This window comes from Streptomyces sp. NPDC088246 (assembly GCF_044741025.1).
Classification (GTDB): domain Bacteria; phylum Actinomycetota; class Actinomycetes; order Streptomycetales; family Streptomycetaceae; genus Streptomyces.
In genome coordinates this window covers 1-17,440 of the sequence record NZ_JBIURV010000045.1, presented here as the reverse complement: position 1 = coordinate 17,440, position 17,440 = coordinate 1, and the positions used below count along the sequence as shown (strand labels likewise).

The 17,440-nt window shown below is 70.6% G+C and carries 16 protein-coding genes; 8 read left to right on the top strand and 8 right to left on the bottom strand.

What is annotated here, in order from left to right; translation table 11 throughout:
* Positions 1–130 precede the first annotated feature (130 nt).
* Complete coding sequence (locus tag ACIPEK_RS37190; protein WP_383079490.1) at positions 131–1,549, bottom strand: HEAT repeat domain-containing protein; 1,419 nt, start codon at positions 1,547–1,549, stop codon at positions 131–133.
* 219 nt (positions 1,550–1,768) lie between these two features.
* A complete protein-coding gene (locus ACIPEK_RS37185) occupies positions 1,769–2,161 on the bottom strand; it encodes an ankyrin repeat domain-containing protein (protein WP_383079491.1) in 393 nt (130 codons plus the stop codon).
* 314 nt (positions 2,162–2,475) lie between these two features.
* Here ACIPEK_RS37185 and ACIPEK_RS37180 point away from each other — a divergent pair, with 314 nt between their 5' ends.
* Both ACIPEK_RS37180 and ACIPEK_RS37175 read left to right on the top strand, forming a co-directional pair.
* Positions 2,476–2,670, top strand: a complete 195-nt coding sequence (locus ACIPEK_RS37180) for a hypothetical protein (protein WP_037696696.1) — start codon at positions 2,476–2,478, stop codon at positions 2,668–2,670.
* Positions 2,671–2,707: 37 nt separating this feature from the next.
* The gene (locus ACIPEK_RS37175; protein WP_402005670.1) at positions 2,708–4,318 is read left to right on the top strand and encodes a hypothetical protein; all 1,611 of its coding nucleotides are present in this window, start codon (positions 2,708–2,710) and stop codon (positions 4,316–4,318) included.
* 68 nt (positions 4,319–4,386) lie between these two features.
* Here ACIPEK_RS37175 and ACIPEK_RS37170 read toward each other — a convergent pair whose 3' ends face one another.
* A complete protein-coding gene (locus ACIPEK_RS37170; protein ID WP_402005667.1) occupies positions 4,387–5,886 on the bottom strand; it encodes a PLP-dependent aminotransferase family protein in 1,500 nt (499 codons plus the stop codon).
* Between the two features lie 102 nt (positions 5,887–5,988).
* Between ACIPEK_RS37170 and ACIPEK_RS37165 the strand changes: the two genes are divergently transcribed.
* From ACIPEK_RS37165 to ACIPEK_RS37150, 4 genes are all read left to right on the top strand, one after another.
* A complete protein-coding gene (locus ACIPEK_RS37165; RefSeq protein ID WP_402005664.1) occupies positions 5,989–6,714 on the top strand; it encodes a YitT family protein in 726 nt (241 codons plus the stop codon).
* Positions 6,711–7,475, top strand: a complete 765-nt coding sequence (locus tag ACIPEK_RS37160; protein WP_402005661.1) for a glycerophosphodiester phosphodiesterase — start codon at positions 6,711–6,713, stop codon at positions 7,473–7,475. The genes ACIPEK_RS37165 and ACIPEK_RS37160 overlap by 4 nt, the downstream gene beginning before the upstream one ends.
* A 46-nt stretch (positions 7,476–7,521) precedes the next feature.
* Positions 7,522–8,895, top strand: coding sequence for an MFS transporter (locus tag ACIPEK_RS37155; protein WP_402005658.1), 1,374 nt, complete (start codon positions 7,522–7,524; stop codon positions 8,893–8,895).
* Positions 8,896–9,169: 274 nt separating this feature from the next.
* Positions 9,170–9,544 carry an RNA polymerase-binding protein RbpA gene (locus ACIPEK_RS37150; RefSeq protein WP_007262928.1) on the top strand — a complete coding sequence of 125 codons (375 nt, stop codon included), beginning with the start codon at positions 9,170–9,172 and terminating at the stop codon, positions 9,542–9,544.
* 94 nt (positions 9,545–9,638) lie between these two features.
* Here ACIPEK_RS37150 and fxsA read toward each other — a convergent pair whose 3' ends face one another.
* The 4 genes from fxsA to ACIPEK_RS37130 form a co-directional block, all read right to left on the bottom strand.
* Positions 9,639–10,226, bottom strand: coding sequence for an FxsA family membrane protein (fxsA, locus tag ACIPEK_RS37145; protein WP_402005655.1), 588 nt, complete (start codon positions 10,224–10,226; stop codon positions 9,639–9,641).
* An 85-nt stretch (positions 10,227–10,311) separates the two neighbouring features.
* Positions 10,312–11,079 (bottom strand): polyprenol monophosphomannose synthase, encoded by a 768-nt coding sequence (locus tag ACIPEK_RS37140; protein ID WP_402005652.1) that lies wholly within the window; start codon positions 11,077–11,079, stop codon positions 10,312–10,314.
* Positions 11,080–11,629: 550 nt separating this feature from the next.
* Positions 11,630–13,276, bottom strand: a complete 1,647-nt coding sequence (locus ACIPEK_RS37135) for an amidohydrolase (RefSeq protein ID WP_402005650.1) — start codon at positions 13,274–13,276, stop codon at positions 11,630–11,632.
* 46 nt (positions 13,277–13,322) lie between these two features.
* A complete protein-coding gene (locus tag ACIPEK_RS37130; RefSeq protein WP_024493538.1) occupies positions 13,323–13,763 on the bottom strand; it encodes an Lrp/AsnC family transcriptional regulator in 441 nt (146 codons plus the stop codon).
* A 203-nt stretch (positions 13,764–13,966) separates the two neighbouring features.
* Between ACIPEK_RS37130 and ACIPEK_RS37125 the strand changes: the two genes are divergently transcribed.
* Positions 13,967–14,365, top strand: coding sequence for a hypothetical protein (locus ACIPEK_RS37125; RefSeq protein WP_402005647.1), 399 nt, complete (start codon positions 13,967–13,969; stop codon positions 14,363–14,365).
* A gap of 465 nt (positions 14,366–14,830) precedes the next feature.
* Here ACIPEK_RS37125 and ACIPEK_RS37120 read toward each other — a convergent pair whose 3' ends face one another.
* Positions 14,831–16,003 (bottom strand): acyl-CoA dehydrogenase family protein, encoded by a 1,173-nt coding sequence (locus ACIPEK_RS37120; protein WP_327276348.1) that lies wholly within the window; start codon positions 16,001–16,003, stop codon positions 14,831–14,833.
* A gap of 378 nt (positions 16,004–16,381) precedes the next feature.
* Between ACIPEK_RS37120 and ACIPEK_RS37115 the strand changes: the two genes are divergently transcribed.
* Positions 16,382–17,440: glycoside hydrolase family 18 protein (locus ACIPEK_RS37115; protein WP_402005644.1), on the top strand; the 1,059-nt coding region annotated here is incomplete at its 3' end.

Here is a 17,440-nt window from a genome sequence, read left to right as displayed (position 1 = left end):
GTGTCCGGGCCGACTTGGATCTTTCCGTCCGGGGAACGTCCCATGAGCGTTTGAGCCGAGCGCGCCCCCGACGCGCTGCTCGCCCGTTCGCGCCGCGCGCCCCCGACGCGCGCCGCTGTGCGTACTCCGGTCAGACCGCTGGGGTGTCGGGCCCGATCCTGCTGCGTACCGCTGTCTGCACCTCGGCCTCCTCGGCCGGGTCCGCGGCGAGTCGGCGCAGTCGCTCGGCGACCCTGATGTCGCCGGTCTCGGCGTGGAGTGCGGCGACCTCGCGGGTGGTCTCCTCGCAGTCCCACAGGCATTCGACGGCGAATCCGGTGGCGAAGGAGGGGTCGGTCGCGGCCAGTGCGCGGGCCGCTCGGCCGCGCAGGTGCGAGGAGGACGTCTCCCGGTAGACATGGCGCAGTACGGGGGCCGCACAGGCGATGCCCAGCCTGCCCGTGCCGTCGACGAGGGTCCACAGGCATGGTGCGTCCGGGCCTTCGCCCCGCACGGCCTCGCGGAGTGCTCCGAGGACCAGTGAGGCGTCCTGGGCGCCGCCCCGGCAGGCGAGCACACCGGCCGCGGAGGCGCCGAGCGCGTCGGGCCGTCGGGCCCAGCGCCTGGCGCGCTCCACCGCCGCGTCGCCGCACATCCGCTCGAAGGCGGCGACGGCCGCGTCGGCGACGGTGCGCGAGGCGCCGACCGCGGCGATCTCGATCAGGTCGAGCACGGCAGGATCCCTGGCCTCGGCCAGAAAGTGCAGGGCGGCACAGCGTGCGCCTTCCGGGCCGCTGCGGGCGGCCTCGGTGATCGTGGACCGGTCCTCGGGTCCGGCGACGGCGGTGAGGCAGCGGGCGGCCGGGACATGGAGGACGCTGCCGCGTTCGAGTCCCTGCTGGGCCCAGTCGAGGACGGCCTGGACGCTCCAGCCGGGGCGGGGGCCGCCGGGCCGCATCTGCCGCTGCCAGCGGTCGAAGGAGCCCTGTTCGGAGGCGGCCCTGACCCTGGCGCCGACCTCCTCGCGCGGGTCGTCCGCCCAGAGCCGCCAAGGGCGGGGTTCGAAGGCGTCCCGTACGGCGGCGGCCAGCTCGGCGGCCCCCTCCTCGGTGGCCGGGAACCGGCCGAGCACGGGTACGGCGAGGGCTCGCAGCCCCGCGTCGTCGTCACGCAGGGCGAGCTCGTCGAGGGCCCAGGCCCAGTTGGCTCCGGTCGCGGCGTACCGCCGCAGCAGAGCCAGGGCGTCGTCCCGTCCGTACGAGGCGAGGTGGCCGAGCACGGCGAGGGCCAGCCCGGTGCGTGAGTCGTCGGTGTCGAGGTGGTCGTCGGGATCGCACAGATGGCGCTCGATCTCTTCGATACCGCCGTCGAGGTCGAGATACAGGCGCGCGTAGTAGAGCGAGCGGTTCTCCACCTGCCAGTCGTGACGCGGATCGCTCAGGACGCAGTGGTTGAGAGCCGCCAGGGCCTCGGGGCGTGGTGCGGCGAGCGCGTGGAGCGTGCCGTCGCCACGGCCCCTCTGCAGCAGGCCGAGCAAGGTGCCGCTCGGCGCTATGAACGGATCAAACATGGAAAAAGCCTCACATCAAGCTGTCGACGCAACCGGGACTGTGCAGTTCCAAGTGCCGGGTGGGGCACTACGCCGCGCAGCAACATGATCGGCCGACCGCCGTCTTCTGCTTGGTGTAGACCATCTTCCTCTGCCTCTCGTCGGTGGCCCGAACCGGGCCCGCGACGTCATGATGACCCAGCCATTTCGCCACCGCGACCACATTTACGGCGTACCCGGTCAGCGGGAGCCGAAGAGTTCCAGCAGGTCGGCCTTGCCGAACATGCGTGCAGTGTCCAGTGCGGAGGGTGTTCCGGCCGCCGGGTCGGCCCCTGCGGCGAGCAGCGCCTCGATCACCGCGCCCTCGCCCTTGAAGACGGCTCCGGCGAGCGGTGTCTGTCCACGGTCGTTGGCCCGGTCCGGGTCGGCGCCACGGCCGACGAGGGCGGTGACCGCGGCGGCGTGCCCGTGATAGGCGGCAAGCATCAGCAGCGAATCGCCCCGGTCGTTGGTGAGGTTCGCGGGAACACCCGCGTCGACATAGGCGGCGAGTGCTTCGGTCTCACCGCGGCGGGCCAGGTCGAAGACCTTCGTCGCCAGCTCGACCACCTCGGGATCGGGGGTTTCGCTCATCGGACGGACCGCCTTCCATCAACCGTTTTCACACTGTCGACCTGCCGGGACGTACGGCGTCGGGGCCGTACGAGTGAATCGACAGGGTACTGCTCAACCGCGCACATGACCCGGTCCGCCCATGTCCAAAGATCACGTCCGGTGACAGCGGAACAGCGCGCGACATCGAGGTTTCCGTCCTGCCGACATCCCCACATGGGCTATTCAGGTGAAAATGCAGACTTTTCACCTGAATGCAGCTTTTATCGTATAGATACTTCCGGTGAACCTGGAAGGACTCATGGTGACCGTCCCCCTAACCAGGAGAACCTCTCATGATCCTGTCCATGTCAGGCGTAGTCATCCTCGGCATCATCGTCTTCCTGTTCTTCAGGAAGGACGGCCTCAAGGCATCGCACGCCGTCGTCACCGCCATGTTCGGCTTCTATCTGGCAGGCACCGCCATCGCACCGAGCATCACCGCGGGCGGCGCGAGTCTCGCCGGCCTCTTGGGCGGGATCAAGTTCTGACCCCCCGCGACCACTCCCACCCCGTCAGGAGACCGACGTGGCCCGGCGACCACTCCCCCGCATTCTGAGCAGCGGCAGCGCCTCGATCACTCGCAGTCGCGAGTTCGCGCGCACGGCCACCGACAACGCCGCCGACGTCCTCCATCCGCTGATCATGATCACTCGTGGTCTGCGACTGCTGGCCGGAGCCGGACGGCAGAAGTGGGCCGCGACGCCCAAGGACAAGCGTGGTCCGACGCTGTTCTCCGTCGCGGCCTGCGTATTCGTGGTCGCGCTCATCCCGTACGGGTCCGTACTCACCCTGGTCACGGTGATGGGTGCAGCCGCATGGAAGGGCCGGGAGCGGACTCCCGCGAAGACCGGCCCCGACGAGGCGCAGACCGGGCGGTTGCGGTCCCTGTACGAGGCACTCGTGCCGTACTTCTCCGTGGCCGACGACCCAAGTCCGCTGTTCGCCCACGGCGGCGACTGGGACAAGGTCTTCAGCGGTTACGCATTCGACGGCAACGGGCGCCTGACACGTCTCCAGGTGGCGTATCCCGCTTACTTCACCGACAGCGAAGCCGCCTCCCGCATCCGGATCGAACAGCTGCTGCACGCAAAGTCGGGCCGTGGCCGCGAATACCACTTCGCCTGGGACGAGGAGGGCAACCGGCTCGTCATGAGCGTGCTCGACGCCCTGCCCACCACGATCGGGGCCCAGCGCTTCGTCACCGCCCCCGGCGAGACCGTGCTGGGTTTCACCGACGGCGACGCGGTGCAGCGCACCGTTCCGGTGAACGACGGCGACGAGACCCGCGACGCACCGCCGGTCGTCTGGCGGACCGGCGCCCGCTCCACCGAGCCGCATCTGCTGGTCGTCGGACAGCCCGGCAGCGGCACCACCACGCTGATGCGCTCCATCGCCCTGCAGGCACTCCAGCACGGCGACATCCTGATCATCGAAGGCAGCGGAACCGGCGAGTACGCCTGCATGACCGGGCGCGACGGCGTACTGGCCGTGGAGTGCGGTCTGGCGGGCGCGCTGGCGATCCTGGAGTGGGCGGCCCACGAGACGGAGCGACGGCTGATCGCGGCGAACCGGGCCCGGCAGTCCGGCCACCCCGCCCCCGACGACATCAAGCGCCCGCTCTGGATCCTGCTCGACCGGCCCAGCGTCCTCGGCCACCTGGCGGCCGCCGACGGCAAGCCCGACCCCCAGGAGCTGCTCCAGGTGCCGCTGCGGCACGGCAGGGCGGCCAACGTCACCGTCGTCATGGCCGATCAGTTCGACGGCCTGGACACCCTCGGCGAGACCGTACGGACCCACACCAGGGCCCGGGCCGTGCTCGGCCACTGTTCCCGAGACCAGGTCGAGTCGGTGCTCGGCACGGAGCCGCACACAACGCCGACACCGGACGTCCCGCCCGGCCGGGGGTACGCGCGGCTCGGCACCGGTCCCGTACTGCGGCTTCAGGTCCCGGCCACACCCGATCCGTACGACGAGGCGACCAGCGAGGCGCAGCGGCAGGCGGTCCTCGGCCTGCTCCCCGGGCTGCAGGCGCCGGCCGAGGAGACCGCACCGGTCGGGCCGAGCGTCCCGGACCCGGCGATGCCGCGCACCGTGATTGCGGCCGTGGCCGTCGAGGGCATGGCTGTCGGCGACTGAACGGACGGCACAGGGCTGCTCAGGGGTGACGGACGGGCCGATCCGTCACCCCTGAGCAGCCCTGTCGATCAGGCGACGAACGTCCGCGGCGCCTCCACCCCCGCACCCGCCCCCGAACCCACCAGCTGCGCCGCCGCCGCGAGCCGTACCGCCGCTTCGTCCGCGACCGGCCCGGCGACCGTGAACGGCAGCCGTACGTACCCCTCGAAGGCACCGTCGACACCGAACCGGGGCCCGGAGGGAACGCGTACGCCGACCCGCTCCCCCGCCACAGCGAGCCGGGAGCCGGAGAGGCCGCCGGTACGCACCCAGAGGGTCAGACCACCGCGCGGAACCGAGAACTCCCAGTCCGGCAGCTCCCGGCGGACCGCGGCGACGAGCGAGTCCCGGTTCTCCCGCGCCTGTTCGCGCCGGACCTCCAAGGCATGCTCCCAGCCGCCGGTACGCATCAGCCAGTTGACGGCGAGCTGTTCAAGGACGGGCGTCCCCATGTCGGCGTAGGCGCGGGCGGCCACCAGACTGCGGATCACGTCCGGGGCGGCGCGCACCCAGCCGATCCGCATGCCGGCCCAGAAGGCCTTGCTCGCCGATCCGACGGTGAGCACGGTGGAGCCCGCCGGATCGAAGGCGCAGACCCGGCGCGGCATCTGCACATCGGCGTCGAGATACAGCTCGTTCATGGTCTCGTCGACGACCAGGACCGTACCGGCGGATCGGGCGGCTTCCACCAGGTCACGTCGCCGGTCCTCGTCGGCCAGCGCACCGGTGGGGTTGTGGAAATCGGCGACGACGTAGGCGAGCCGCGGCGCCGCGTCCCGCAGCACCTGCCGCCACCGGTTCATGTCCCAGCCGCCGAGCCCCTCCTCCATCGCCACCGGCACCAGCCGGGCGCCCGCCTCCCGCATCAGCTGCAGGATGTTGGCGTAGCTCGGGGACTCCACCGCGATCCGTTCGCCGCGGCCCGCGAAGAGGTGGCAGATCGCGTCGATCGCGCCCATCGCCCCGGTGGTGACCATGATCTGTTCGGGCATGGTCGGGATGGAGCGCTCTGTGTAGCGGTCGGCGATCATCTGCCGCAGCGCGGGCAGACCGGCCGGGTAGTCGCCGTGGGTGTGGGCGTACGGTGCCAGCTCCTCCAGGGCGCCCTGGACCGCCCGGGTCAGCCACGGTTCGGGGGCGGGCAGCGAGGCGCAGCCCAGGTCGATCATCGAACCGAGCGACTCCGGGGGAAGCGGTTCCAGACCGCGCGCGGGCAGCGGATTGCCCGCGGGCACGGCGGTCCAGCTGCCGGCGCCCCGGCGGGACTCCAGGAACCCCTCGGTCCGCAGGGCCTCGTACGCGGCGGCGACGGTGGTGCGGCTGACGGACAGGGCGAGCGCCAGTTCACGCTCGGCGGGAAGCCGGGCGGCCACCGGCACCCGGCCTTCGAGGACGAGCAGACGGACTCCGTCGGCGAGCGCACGATAGGCGGGCGGCCTGCGGGCACCCGGTCCGGCGGGCCGGGGCTGTTGGGCCTGGAGCTGCCGGGCGAGCTGTGCCGCACCGACTGCCGAAGTCCACTGCGCCATGAAAATCAGTCCACCTTCCTCGGATTGGCCATAGTTGGCGACCAATCCCCTGCCACAGAGTGACATGCGGCAGTCCACTTCCACCACTCCAGGGGGCACTTCTTGTCCATCACGCCTGTCCCTCGCGGGACGCACCTCACTCGAAGGCTGATTCAGCTGTACGTCGGCCTTGCGCTGTACGGGGCAAGCTCGGCGCTCCTGGTCCGCGCCGGTCTCGGCCTCGAACCCTGGGGGGTGCTGCACCAGGGACTCGCCGAGCGCACCGGACTGTCCATCGGGGTCGTCTCGATCATCGTCGGCGCCGCCGTTCTGCTGCTGTGGATACCGATCAGGCAGCGTCCCGGCCTCGGCACCGTCTCCAATGTCTTCGCCATCGGCATCGCCATGGACGGCACGCTGACCCTTGTGCCCGACGTGCACGGCCTCGCCGCGCAGATCGCCGCGATGGTCGCCGGCGTCGTGGTCAACGGTGTCGCGACGGGGCTGTACATCGCGGCGCAGTTCGGCCCGGGCCCGCGCGACGGGCTCATGACCGGTCTGCATCTGCGTACCGGCCGCTCCATCCGGCTCCTGCGCACTCTGATCGAGGTGGCGGTCGTGGTGACCGGCTTCGTGCTCGGCGGCTCGCTCGGCGCGGGCACGGTGCTCTACGCCCTGGCCATCGGCCCGCTCGCCCAGTTCTTCCTGCGCTTCTTCGCAATCGGCGGGAAGCCGGCAGCAGCGGCCGCCGCCGGGTCCGATGACGAGGCGGCCGTCGCATCCGGGCCGGACAGCGTCGACACCACCGTCACCGCCCGGACAACGAAGCAGGCCATACTGCCGCAGTGACCTCCGTACGCCACCCCTATCTGGACCATCCCGCGACAATCCCCTTCGCTCATCGAGGCGGTGCCGCGGACGGGATCGAGAACACCACGGCCGCGTTCCGCCGGGCCGCCGATGCCGGGTACCGCTACTTCGAGACCGATGTGCACACCACGGCGGACGGCCGTCTGGTGGCCTTCCACGACGCCACTCTGGACCGGGTGACGGACGCCCGGGGCCGGATAGCCGAGCTGGCATGGAGCGAGGTGCGGCAGGCCAGAGTGGCGGGCCGGGAGCCGCTGCCGCTGTTCGAGGAGCTGCTGGAGACGTTCCCCGAAGCCCGCTGGAACGTCGACATCAAGGCCGAGTCCGCCCTGGTCCCGCTGGTCGATCTGATCCGCCGTACGGATGCCTGGGACCGGGTGTGCGTCGGCTCGTTCTCGGAGACCCGGGTCGCCAGGGCACACCGTCTCGCCGGGCCCCGGCTCGCCACCTCCTACGGCGTCCGCGGCGTGCTGGGCCTGCGGCTGCGCTCGTACGGGATTCCGGCGGCGCTGCGAGCCGGCGCGGTGTGCGCGCAGGTACCGGAGAGCCAGAACGGCGTCCGGGTGGTCGACCGGCGCTTCGTACGTGAGGCACACGCGCGCGGACTCCAGGTGCATGTCTGGACGGTGAACGAACCCGAGCGGATGGCAGCGCTCCTCGATCTCGGTGTGGATGGCATCATGACCGATCACATCGAGACGCTGCGTACGGTGCTGAGCGAGCGGGGGGCCTGGGCCTGACGTCGGCCGTGCGAGGTCTCCACGGGGAGAGACGAGGGGGTGCGGGTTGAGCGCCGAGACCGCGGACACCGCTGAGCCGACTGGACTCACGACGGGTTCCGTCGACGCCGCGAGCCGCAGACGTGAACAACGCGGCTGGTATTTCTACGACTTCGCCTGCTCCGTCTACTCGACGAGCGTCCTGACGGTATTCCTCGGCCCCTATCTGACGTCGGTCGCCAAGGCGGCCGCCGATGCCGACGGTTTCGTGCACCCGCTCGGCATACCGGTGCGCGCAGGTTCGCTGTTCGCCTACGCGGTCTCCGTGTCCGTCGTGGTCGCGGTGATCGTCATGCCGGTCGTGGGCGCCGCCGCAGACCGCACAGGGCGGAAGAAGCCGCTGCTGGCGGCCGCCGCCTACGTGGGGGCCGCCGCGACCACCGGCATGTTCTTCCTGGACGGCCATCGCTATCTGCTGGGCGCGTTCCTGCTGATCGTGGCGAACGCCTCGATCTCGGTGTCGATGGTGCTCTACAACGCCTATCTGCCTCAGATCGCCGGACCGGACGAGCGGGACGCGGTCTCGTCACGCGGCTGGGCGTTCGGATACACCTCGGGCGCGCTCGTCCTCGTCCTGAATCTGGTCCTGTACACGGGCCACGACTCCTTCGGCCTCTCCGAGTCCGACGCGGTGCGGATCTGTCTCGCGTCGGCGGGCGTCTGGTGGGGCGCCTTCACCGTCGTACCACTGCGACGGCTGCGCGACCGGCGGGTGACGCCGGGCGGCGAGGGGGCGGTCGGCTCGGGGTGGCGGCAGCTGATGGCCACCCTGCGCGACATGCGCCGCCATCCTCTGACGCTCTCCTTCCTGCTGGCGTACCTCGTCTACAACGACGGCGTGCAGACGGTGATCTCCCAGGCCTCGGTGTACGGCTCGGAGGAGCTGGGCCTCGACCAGACGACGCTGATCACGGCCGTGCTGCTGGTGCAGGTGCTCGCCGTGGCCGGGGCGCTGGGGATGGGCCGGCTGGCGCGGGTGTACGGCGCGAAGCGCACGATCCTGGGCTCGCTCGTCGTCTGGACCCTGATTCTCGTCGCCGGCTATTTCCTGCCCGCCGGCGCGCCGGTCTTCTTCTATGTGCTGGCGTCGGCGATCGGTCTGGTGCTCGGCGGCAGCCAGGCGCTGTCGCGCTCGCTGTTCTCCCATCTGGTGCCGCACGGCAAGGAGGCCGAGTACTTCTCCGCGTACGAGATGAGCGACCGCGGACTGAGCTGGCTTGGGCCACTGGTGTTCGGTCTCGCGTATCAGCTGACCGGAAGCTATCGGGATGCGATCATCTCGTTGGTGATCTTCTTCGTGGTCGGTTCCGTACTGCTCGCGAGGGTGCCGATCCGACAGGCCGTGGCGGCTGCGGGGAATCCCGTTCCGGAACGGATTTAGACGTTGAAGTGAAAGGCCGGTAGTGTACGTCTTTGGCCTGCCCGGAGGACCGATACTGCGAGCGGAAGAAGCCAAACCGTTGGGTGACAACTTCTGCCAGATGTGACAAACCGGGCATTGGCGGGTACTTGGACCCTGGGAAACCTGATAAAGCAGCGGCACGACGGGCGACGCATGACCGGAAACGGGAATCTTTGCCGCCGACCGGACGTTGACCGGATGACGACGACAGCGACACCTGTCCTGTGGGCGACAAGCCCGGGAGGCACGATTCATGAGTGAGCGAGCTCTCCGCGGCACGCGACTCGTGGTTACCAGCTACGAGACGGACCGCGGCATCGATCTGGCCCCGCGCCAGGCGGTGGAGTACGCATGCCAGAACGGACATCGATTTGAGATGCCGTTCTCGGTAGAGGCGGAAATTCCGCCGGAGTGGGAGTGCAAGGCGTGCGGCGCCATGGCACTCCTGGTGGACGGGGATGGCCCCGAGGAGAAGAAGGGCAAGCCTGCGCGTACGCACTGGGACATGCTCATGGAGCGGCGCACACGCGAGGAGCTGGAGGAGGTGCTGGCCGAGAGGCTGGCGGTTCTGCGCTCCGGAGCCATGAACATCGCCGTGCATCCGCGGGACAGCAGGAAGTCTGCCTGACCGCGTAACACCGCAATACGACAGAGCCGCGGGCTGTGACACACCGAGCGTGTGTCACAGCCCGCGGCTCTGTCGCGTCACGGTCCGGTATGTATCAGGGGGTCAGCGGCGGCCGGGGGCCCTCGTCGGGGCGCGAACCCGCCTGTGCGCCTTCCTGGCGGATGACCTCACCCTGCACGATCTTTCCGTCCGGCCGGTGAATACGGGCCTGCTGGAAGGCGTCGGAGAGGCTGCCGGGGTTCGCGGCGCGCATCCGGCGCTCCAGCGACCGCTCCGCGTACCGGCCCATCATCGAACGGACCGGCGGCACGAGCAGCAGAAGCCCCGCCGCGTCCGAGATGATCCCCGGAATCATCAGCAGCAGTCCGGCCAGCATCAGGAAGCCGTTGCCCTTGCCGCCCGAGGGTGCGGCCTGCGGAGCGGCGGCCCCGGGCTGCCCCGGCATCTGCTGGAGCGTCTCGGTGAGATTGCGGAAGGCCCGGCGGCCGGCCCGCTTCATCACCACGGCCCCGAGCACGATCCCCGCCACCAGGAGCAGCAGCACGGTGAACCCGCCCGCCGTGTCGGCCACGACGGTGAGCAGCCAGATCTCCAGCACCGCCCAGGCGGCGATGGCGAGGGGGACGAAGGTACGGGCGCGTGAGCGCCTGGGGGCGGTCTGGGGCGGTGTGCCGATCGTCATGGTCCCCAGTGTGCCCGTACAGGCGTCCGATCGGCGTATGGGGGTGATCACGAGCGGCGGACCGGCGCCCGCCGCCTTCGGTGGCTCAGGTCGCCTTGCGGCCGAGGGCCCGGTTCGTACGGGAGGTGACACCCCAGGAGGTGACCCGCCAGAGCGCCTCGACCAGGATGTCGCGGCTCATCTTCGAGTCGCCGATCTCGCGGTCCACGAAGGTGATGGGGACCTCGACGACGTGATACCCGGCGTCGATGGCGCGACGGGCCAGGTCGACCTGGAAGCAGTAGCCCTGCGAGGCGACCCGGTCCAGGCCGATGCCCTCCAGGGTCTCGGCGCGGAAAGCCCGGTAGCCGCCCGTGACGTCCCTGGTCCGCAGCCCGAGGAGGAGCCGGGAGTACGTACTGCCGCCGCGGGAGATCATTTCCCGGGACTTGGGCCAGTTGACCACCCGCCCGCCCGGCACCCAGCGGGAACCGAGCACCAGGTCGGCACCCTTGAGCGCGGTGAGCAGACGGGGCAGCTCCTCGGGCTGGTGGGAGCCGTCGGCGTCCATCTCCACGAGCACGCCGTAACCGTGCTCGGTGCCCCAGCGGAAGCCCGCGAGATAGGCCGCGCCCAGCCCTTCCTTGCCCTTGCGGTGCAGCACCTGGACCTGGCCATCGGCCGAGGCGAGCTCGTCGGCGATCTTGCCGGTGCCGTCAGGGCTGTTGTCGTCGGCGACAAGGATGTCGGCTTCCGGCACAGCGGCGCGCACCCGGCTCACGATCGGCTTGATGTTCTCGGCCTCGTTGTAGGTCGGAATGATCACCAAGGTTCTGCCGAGCGGGCCGTATCGCCTCTGACCGCCGTCGTTCACTTACTGCCCCTTAAGTCCGTACGCAGGTGCACACCATATCCAGCGGGCGGGGGCCCGATACCGACGCGGTCGGGCGGGAGCGGGCGCCGCCACGGACAGAAGGAGGGAAGTACGGACAGACCCCCTGCCGGGAACCGACGGGAACTACGGATGGGGGCCCAGCGCCCTTCGGGCCGACCTGGGACCCGCTGGCTGCGGGTCGACCTAGAGCCGTTGTCTACTGAACGTCCGGGCCCCACCCGGGTCGCACCTACCGTCCGGCTGTACCCTCCCCTCGCCCCCGAGGCGCGGGCGCTGAACCTGGCTGTCAGTGGTGGTGCGCCGGTGCGGCACACCACCCCATGACCCAGCGGCGTTCGACGACTGCGTGGAGGTTTAACCGGTCGGACGTCCTGTGGTGGACTCGGCCGAACCTACCGGCCGGTGGGCGCTTTCTGTCAATAGCCGCCTGACCTGCAATGTTTACGAAACTTGCCTGGTCAGTAGCGAAGATCCGCAGGTCGCGGCGGAGCGGGGACGTCTTCGATCGGCGGTACGAAATGTCCGGACGTCACTCGTTCGGCCGTACGTAGACATTTTGTCCGAAGACCGCGGTGCTCAGGCAGACCGGGAGCTCGGCACCCGGGGTGAGGTCCGGCAGGCCGGGCGTCCCCGACCTCGGGTCGGTCGACCAGCGGGCGACCCGGTCGTCCGGGGCCTGGACCACCAGGTCAGCGGTGCGCCAGATCGCATAGTCGGCCGGGGCGCCGGGCACCAGGATCCCCGCGTCGTCGCGGCCGACGGCCCGCCAGCCGCCCCTGGTGTGGGCGGTGAAGCCGGCCCGTACGGAGATCCGGTGCTCGGGCGTGCGATGGAATGCGGCGGCCCGTACGGTCCCCCACGGATCCAGCGGGGTCACGGGGCTGTCCGAGCCGAAGGCCAGGGGCACACCGGCCCGCAGGAGCGCCGCGTACGGGTTGAGGGTCCGGGCCCGCTCGGCGCCGAGCCGATGCACGTACATGCCCTCCTCTCCGCCCCAGGCCGCGTCGAAGGCAGGCTGCACGGAAGCGGTCAGACCCAGCTCCGCGAAGGCGGCGACGGTCTCGGGGGTGAGCATCTCGGCATGCTCGATACGGTGCCGGGCGGCCCGGATCCGGGCCAGGCCGAGCGTCTCGGAGGCGGCCCGGACGCCCTCCACCACGGCGGAGACCGCCGCGTCGCCGATGGCGTGGAAACCGGCCTGCAGCCCGGCCTCGGTGCAGGCGGTGACATGGGCGGCGATCCGCGCCGCGTCCAGGTGGGCGGTACCCGTGTGTCCGGCCGGACCGTCGGCGTACGGCTCGTGCAGGCATGCGGTGTGCGAGCCGAGCGAACCGTCGACGAAGAGGTCCCCGGCGGCGCCGATCGCACCGAGTTCCCGGATGCGGCGGGCGTCCTTCTCGTCGCCGACCTGCTCGGCCCAGTAGCCGAAGACCCGTGGCCCGCTCTCCGTCGCGGCGAGCTTGAGCAGCGCGACGAAGTCCTCCTCGTCGGAGATGTCCGGGCCGCCGCACTCGTGGACGGTGCCGATGCCGAGCGACGCGGCGCGGCGCAGAGCGGCGCGCTGGGCGTCGGCGCGCTGCTGCGGCGAGACGGCGCCGTGGGCCGCGGAGCGCACCGCGTGGTGGGCGGCGCCGGTCAGCGGGGCGCCGGGGTGGTACCCGGTCAGTCGGGTGACGCCCGGGACCAGATCGAGCAGGGCGGTGGTGACGACCGCGGAGTGCACATCGATACGAGGCAGGTACACCGGCCGTCCGCCGGCGGCCGCGTCGAGCTCGCCGCGCGACGGCGGGCGTTGCTCCGGCCAGCGTGTGGCGTCCCAGCCGTGGCCGAGGACGACCCGGTCCGCGGGGTGCGCCGCCACGTACGCGCGCAGGAGACCGAGCGCCTCGTCGAGGGTCCGGGCACCGGAGAGGTCGAGGCCGGTGAGGGCCAGGCCGGTCGATGTGGTGTGGACGTGGGCGTCGGTGAACGCGGGGGTGACCAGCGCCCCTTCGAGGTCGATCACTTCGTCGACGCCGCTCGCGAAGGCGTCGGCGGCTCCTTCCGAGCCCACCCAGGCGACATGGCCGCGTTCGACCACCATGGCGGTGGCGAAGGGGTCGGCGGGGCTGTGGACGTCTCCACCGCGCAGCAGCACGGTGCGGTGTTCGCTCTGGGGGGCGGTGCTCTCGGTCATGGGACCAGTCTCCCGCCTGCCCGGACCCGCGCGTTCCGCGGCCCCCTCAGATCTGCGGGGGCCGGGCCTCGTACGGCGTGGAGAGTACGACGGTGGTCCGGGTGGAGACACCGGCCAGCGAGCGGATCCGGGTGAGCAGGTGTTCCAGCTCCAGCGGGGTCGCGACACGCACCTTGAGGATGTAGTTCTCGTCACCCGCGACGCTGTGGCACGCCTCCAGCTCCGGGACGCCCGCGAGCCGCTCCGCGATGTCGTCCGGCGCGCTCGGGTCGAAGGGTTTCACCGAGATGAACGCGGTGAGCGGCAGGCCGACGGCCTCGGGGTCGACGACCGCGGCATAGCCCCGGATCACCCCGCGCTGCTCCAGCCTGCGGACACGCTGATGAACCGCCGAGGTGGACAGGCCCGTGGCCTTGCCCAGGTCGGTGTAGCTCATCCGCCCGTCCTTGACGAGCAACTCCACGATCTGTCGGTCCAACTCCTCCATACGGATCAACCTATTGCCCCAGGCCCCTCCAGGCACAGCGGTGAGGGCTCCAAAGGGGCACCTGCGGCGGTCATGTGACGAATGCCACAGGTTTACGGGTGGGTAGTCGACCCCCTCGTGGTTACGGCCGATGCCCGACGGGAAGTGCTTGCTGTGGTCGAGGCCGTGGCGCCTTGTCGGCCCACCTGAGGGGGGAATTTCCCATGCAGAGCCTGAAGCTCACCGGACGCACCGACCCGGAGCCCGTTGATCCGGTCGAGGACACCGCTCCCGACGCGTACGACATGTTCGAGATGTACCGGGTGATCTGCCCGGACTGCGCGCAGCCGATCGCGCTGCTGGCGGACGAGGACGTACTGCCGGAGCACGCGCTGTGCCCGACTCCGTGGAATCCGTTCGTTCTGACGGTCTGTGCCGGCACCGGCCGCGCGGCGTCCCGGGCGCGGCCCGCCGACGAGTCGCTCGACGTCCAGGAGCAGGAGACGGCCCTGCTGTTGACGCTCCCCCAGGGACTCGACTGGCGCATGCAGCCGTTCTCGCATGCCGGCGGCCCCGGCTCGCGCCCGCTGCGGGTGCCGCAGATGCGGCGCGACGCCGCCTGAGGGCCCTTCCCGCACCCGTGCGGGACCACCCGGACGCATCCGGGCTCATCCGGCACATCTGCGCTGCACCACGACGGCCCGGCCGGCGTGGTGCCCGCTGTCGATGAAACTCCGCCGCCCGGGGACCCGGCGAACGGGCTCTCGAATCGGCCGCGCAGTGACCCGGGCCCGCCCCACACCGTTGGCCAGGCATGACCCTGCTGCACTCAACGGCCGGCCCCGGTCGCCGCCGTCTCGCCGCTCCGACCGCCGAAGAATCGGTTCCGCAGCCCGGTTCACAGCCGGTGCCGCAGCCCGTGCCTCCCCGGTCCACGCCGCGACCGGCGCCGCACTCCACCGATCCGCCCATCTACCGGTCCCTGTTGCGTCATTGGGAGGGCACGGGACGGACCCTGCCGGGCCGCCATGACCAGGAGTGGAACCGGATCATGACGACGCCCGTGTGGTCGGAGCGACCGCTGCGGGTCAGCGCGTCTCAGGACCTGCGAGGTGGCGCGCGATGACCATCCGCTGGATCTGATTGGTGCCTTCGACGATCTGCAGCACCTTGGCCTCGCGCATCAGCCGCTCGACGGGGAAGTCGAGCGTGTAGCCGTATCCGCCGAGCACCTGGACCGCGTCGATCGTCACCCGCATGGCCGCGTCCGTGCAGAACAGCTTGGCCATGGCCGCCTGGCGCGAGAAGGGCCTGCCCTCGTCACGCAGCCGGGCCGCCTCCAGGTAGAGCGCCCGGCCCGCCTCGATCTGGGTGGCCATGTCGGCGAGCATGAAGCGCAGGCCCTGGAAGTCCGCGATGGGGCGGCCGAACTGCTGCCGCCCGGTGGCGTAGGCGACGGCCTCGCTCAGGGCGGCCTGGGCGACGCCGATCGCACAGGCGGCGATGCCCAGACGTCCGGAGTCGAGTGCGGACAGGGCGATCGCGAAGCCCTGGCCCTCCTCGCCGATCCGGCGGGCGTCGGCGACCCGTACGCCGTCGAAGTTCAGCTGGGCGGTGGGCGAGCCCTTCATGCCCATCTTCTTCTCGGGTGCGGCCGCGTTCAGCCCCTCGGCGTCGCCGGGGACCAGGAAGGCCGTGATGCCTCGGGCGCCCTCGGCTCCGGTGCGGGCCAGGACCGTGTAGAAATCGGCGATGCCGCCGTGGGTGATCCATGCCTTGGTGCCGGTGATGACCCAGTCGTCGCCGTCCCGTACGGCCTTCGTACGGAGCGAGGCGGCATCCGAGCCCGAAGCGGGCTCGGAGAGGCAGTAGGCGCCCAGCAGGCCCCCTCCCAGCATCGCCGGGAGGTGTTCGGCCTGCTGCTCCTTGGTGCCGTATCCGGCGAGCGCGTGGCAGGCGAGGGAGTGGACGCTGACACCGAGACCGACCGTGAGCCGGGCGGCCGCGAGCTCTTCGAGGACCTGGAGGTAGACCTCGTACGGCTGGTCACCACCGCCGTGGGCGGAGTCGTAGGGCAGTCCGAGCAGTCCGGACTCGGAGAGCAGAGTGAAGACTTCGCGCGGGAACCGGCCCGCGTCCTCCTCCTCGGCCGCCCGCGGCGCGATCTCTCGCTGGGCGATGTCGCGGACGAGCGCGACGAGTTGCCTGGACTCCTCGGTGGGCAGACGGCGTTCCACCAATTGCGGGGCACGGTCGGTCATGACGGCGCTCTCCTCCCTGTCGGGCGTTGCGACGGTCGCGCGCGCGGGGGTATGGGCGGCGCCGCCGGGGGGCTTCCGGGCACGGCCCGGAGAAGCACTGCTGCCCAGCCGATGCCGACCTCCCGGATTACGAGAGTCGCTGGCCAGCGGCTGTGGCGGCTTGAGTATGCCCGATCGGACGATATCCGTCACGGGGTGACGGAGCGACTCGGCGGCGAGCGGGGCGGTCACCGGAATTGGTCCGAACCATTGACCCAACTGGTCTAGTCCATCTACGGTTCCATCGAACCGGCCTTTTCGTGTTCATGCCAAGTCCATGAGATGCCCGAAAGCACGCCCCCCCCCACTACCGAGTTCCCTCCCCCACGAGGAGACAAGATGTTCGGACCGCATAAACCCCGCGCCCGCCTCCGGGCGCTCGCCGCAGCCGCCTGTACCGTCGCCCTCGGCGCCACCCTGCTGGGTACCGCGGGCACAGCATCGGCCGGCGCGGCCCCTGCAGCCGACGCCACCCCCACCGGCGGCAAGGTGGTCGGATACTTCACCAACTGGGGTGTCTACCAGCGTAATTACCACGTCAAGAACATCGAGAAATCGGGCTCGGCCGGCAAACTCACGCACATCAACTACGCCTTCGGCAATGTCACCGGCGGCAAGTGTGCGATCGGCGACTCGTACGCCGACTACGACAAGGCGTACACGGCCGACCAGTCGGTCGACGGCGTGGCGGACACCTGGGACCAGGACCTGCGCGGCAACTTCAACCAGCTGCGCAAGCTGAAGAAGCTGCACCCGAACCTCAAGGTCATCTGGTCGTTCGGCGGCTGGACCTGGTCCGGCGGCTTCGGCGAGGCGGCGAAGAACCCGGCCGCGTTCGCCGAGTCCTGCTACAACCTGGTGAAGGACCCCCGCTGGGCCGATGTCTTCGACGGCATCGACATCGACTGGGAGTACCCCAACGCCTGCGGTCCGACCTGCGACACCAGCGGACGTGACGCTTACGGCAACCTGCTGGCCGCGCTGCGCTCCACGTTCGGTGCGGGCAACCTGGTCACCTCGGCGATCTCCGCCGACGGCTCCGACGGCGGCAAACTCGACGCCGTCGACTACGGCGGCGCGTCGAAGTACGTCGACTGGTACAACCCGATGACGTACGACTTCTTCGGCGCCTGGGACGCGAAGGGGCCGACCGCCCCGCACTCCCCGCTGACCTCCTACAGCGGCATCCCGAAGGAGGGCTTCAACAGCGAGGCCGCCATCAACAAGCTGAAGGCGCAGGGCGTCCCCGCGTCGAAGCTGCTGCTCGGCATCGGTTTCTACGGCCGCGGCTGGAGCGGCGTCGCCCAGGACGCGCCCGGCGGCACCGCCACCGGAGCAGCCCCCGGTACGTACGAGGCGGGCATCGAGGACTACAAGGTCCTGAAGACCAGTTGCCCG

Excerpts from the sequence above, each read along its gene's own strand:
- ACIPEK_RS37190 (WP_383079490.1), bottom strand. The coding sequence starts at position 1,549 with ATGTTTGATCCGTTCATAGCGCCGAGCGGCACCTTGCTCGGCCTGCTG.
- ACIPEK_RS37185 (WP_383079491.1), bottom strand. The coding sequence starts at position 2,161 with ATGAGCGAAACCCCCGATCCCGAGGTGGTCGAGCTGGCGACGAAGGTC.
- ACIPEK_RS37180 (WP_037696696.1), top strand. The coding sequence starts at position 2,476 with ATGATCCTGTCCATGTCAGGCGTAGTCATCCTCGGCATCATCGTCTTC.
- ACIPEK_RS37170 (WP_402005667.1), bottom strand. The coding sequence starts at position 5,886 with ATGGCGCAGTGGACTTCGGCAGTCGGTGCGGCACAGCTCGCCCGGCAG.
- ACIPEK_RS37150 (WP_007262928.1), top strand. The coding sequence starts at position 9,170 with ATGAGTGAGCGAGCTCTCCGCGGCACGCGACTCGTGGTTACCAGCTAC.
- fxsA (WP_402005655.1), bottom strand. The coding sequence starts at position 10,226 with ATGACGATCGGCACACCGCCCCAGACCGCCCCCAGGCGCTCACGCGCC.
- ACIPEK_RS37135 (WP_402005650.1), bottom strand. The coding sequence starts at position 13,276 with ATGACCGAGAGCACCGCCCCCCAGAGCGAACACCGCACCGTGCTGCTG.
- ACIPEK_RS37130 (WP_024493538.1), bottom strand. The coding sequence starts at position 13,763 with ATGGAGGAGTTGGACCGACAGATCGTGGAGTTGCTCGTCAAGGACGGG.
- ACIPEK_RS37125 (WP_402005647.1), top strand. The coding sequence starts at position 13,967 with ATGCAGAGCCTGAAGCTCACCGGACGCACCGACCCGGAGCCCGTTGAT.
- ACIPEK_RS37120 (WP_327276348.1), bottom strand. The coding sequence starts at position 16,003 with ATGACCGACCGTGCCCCGCAATTGGTGGAACGCCGTCTGCCCACCGAG.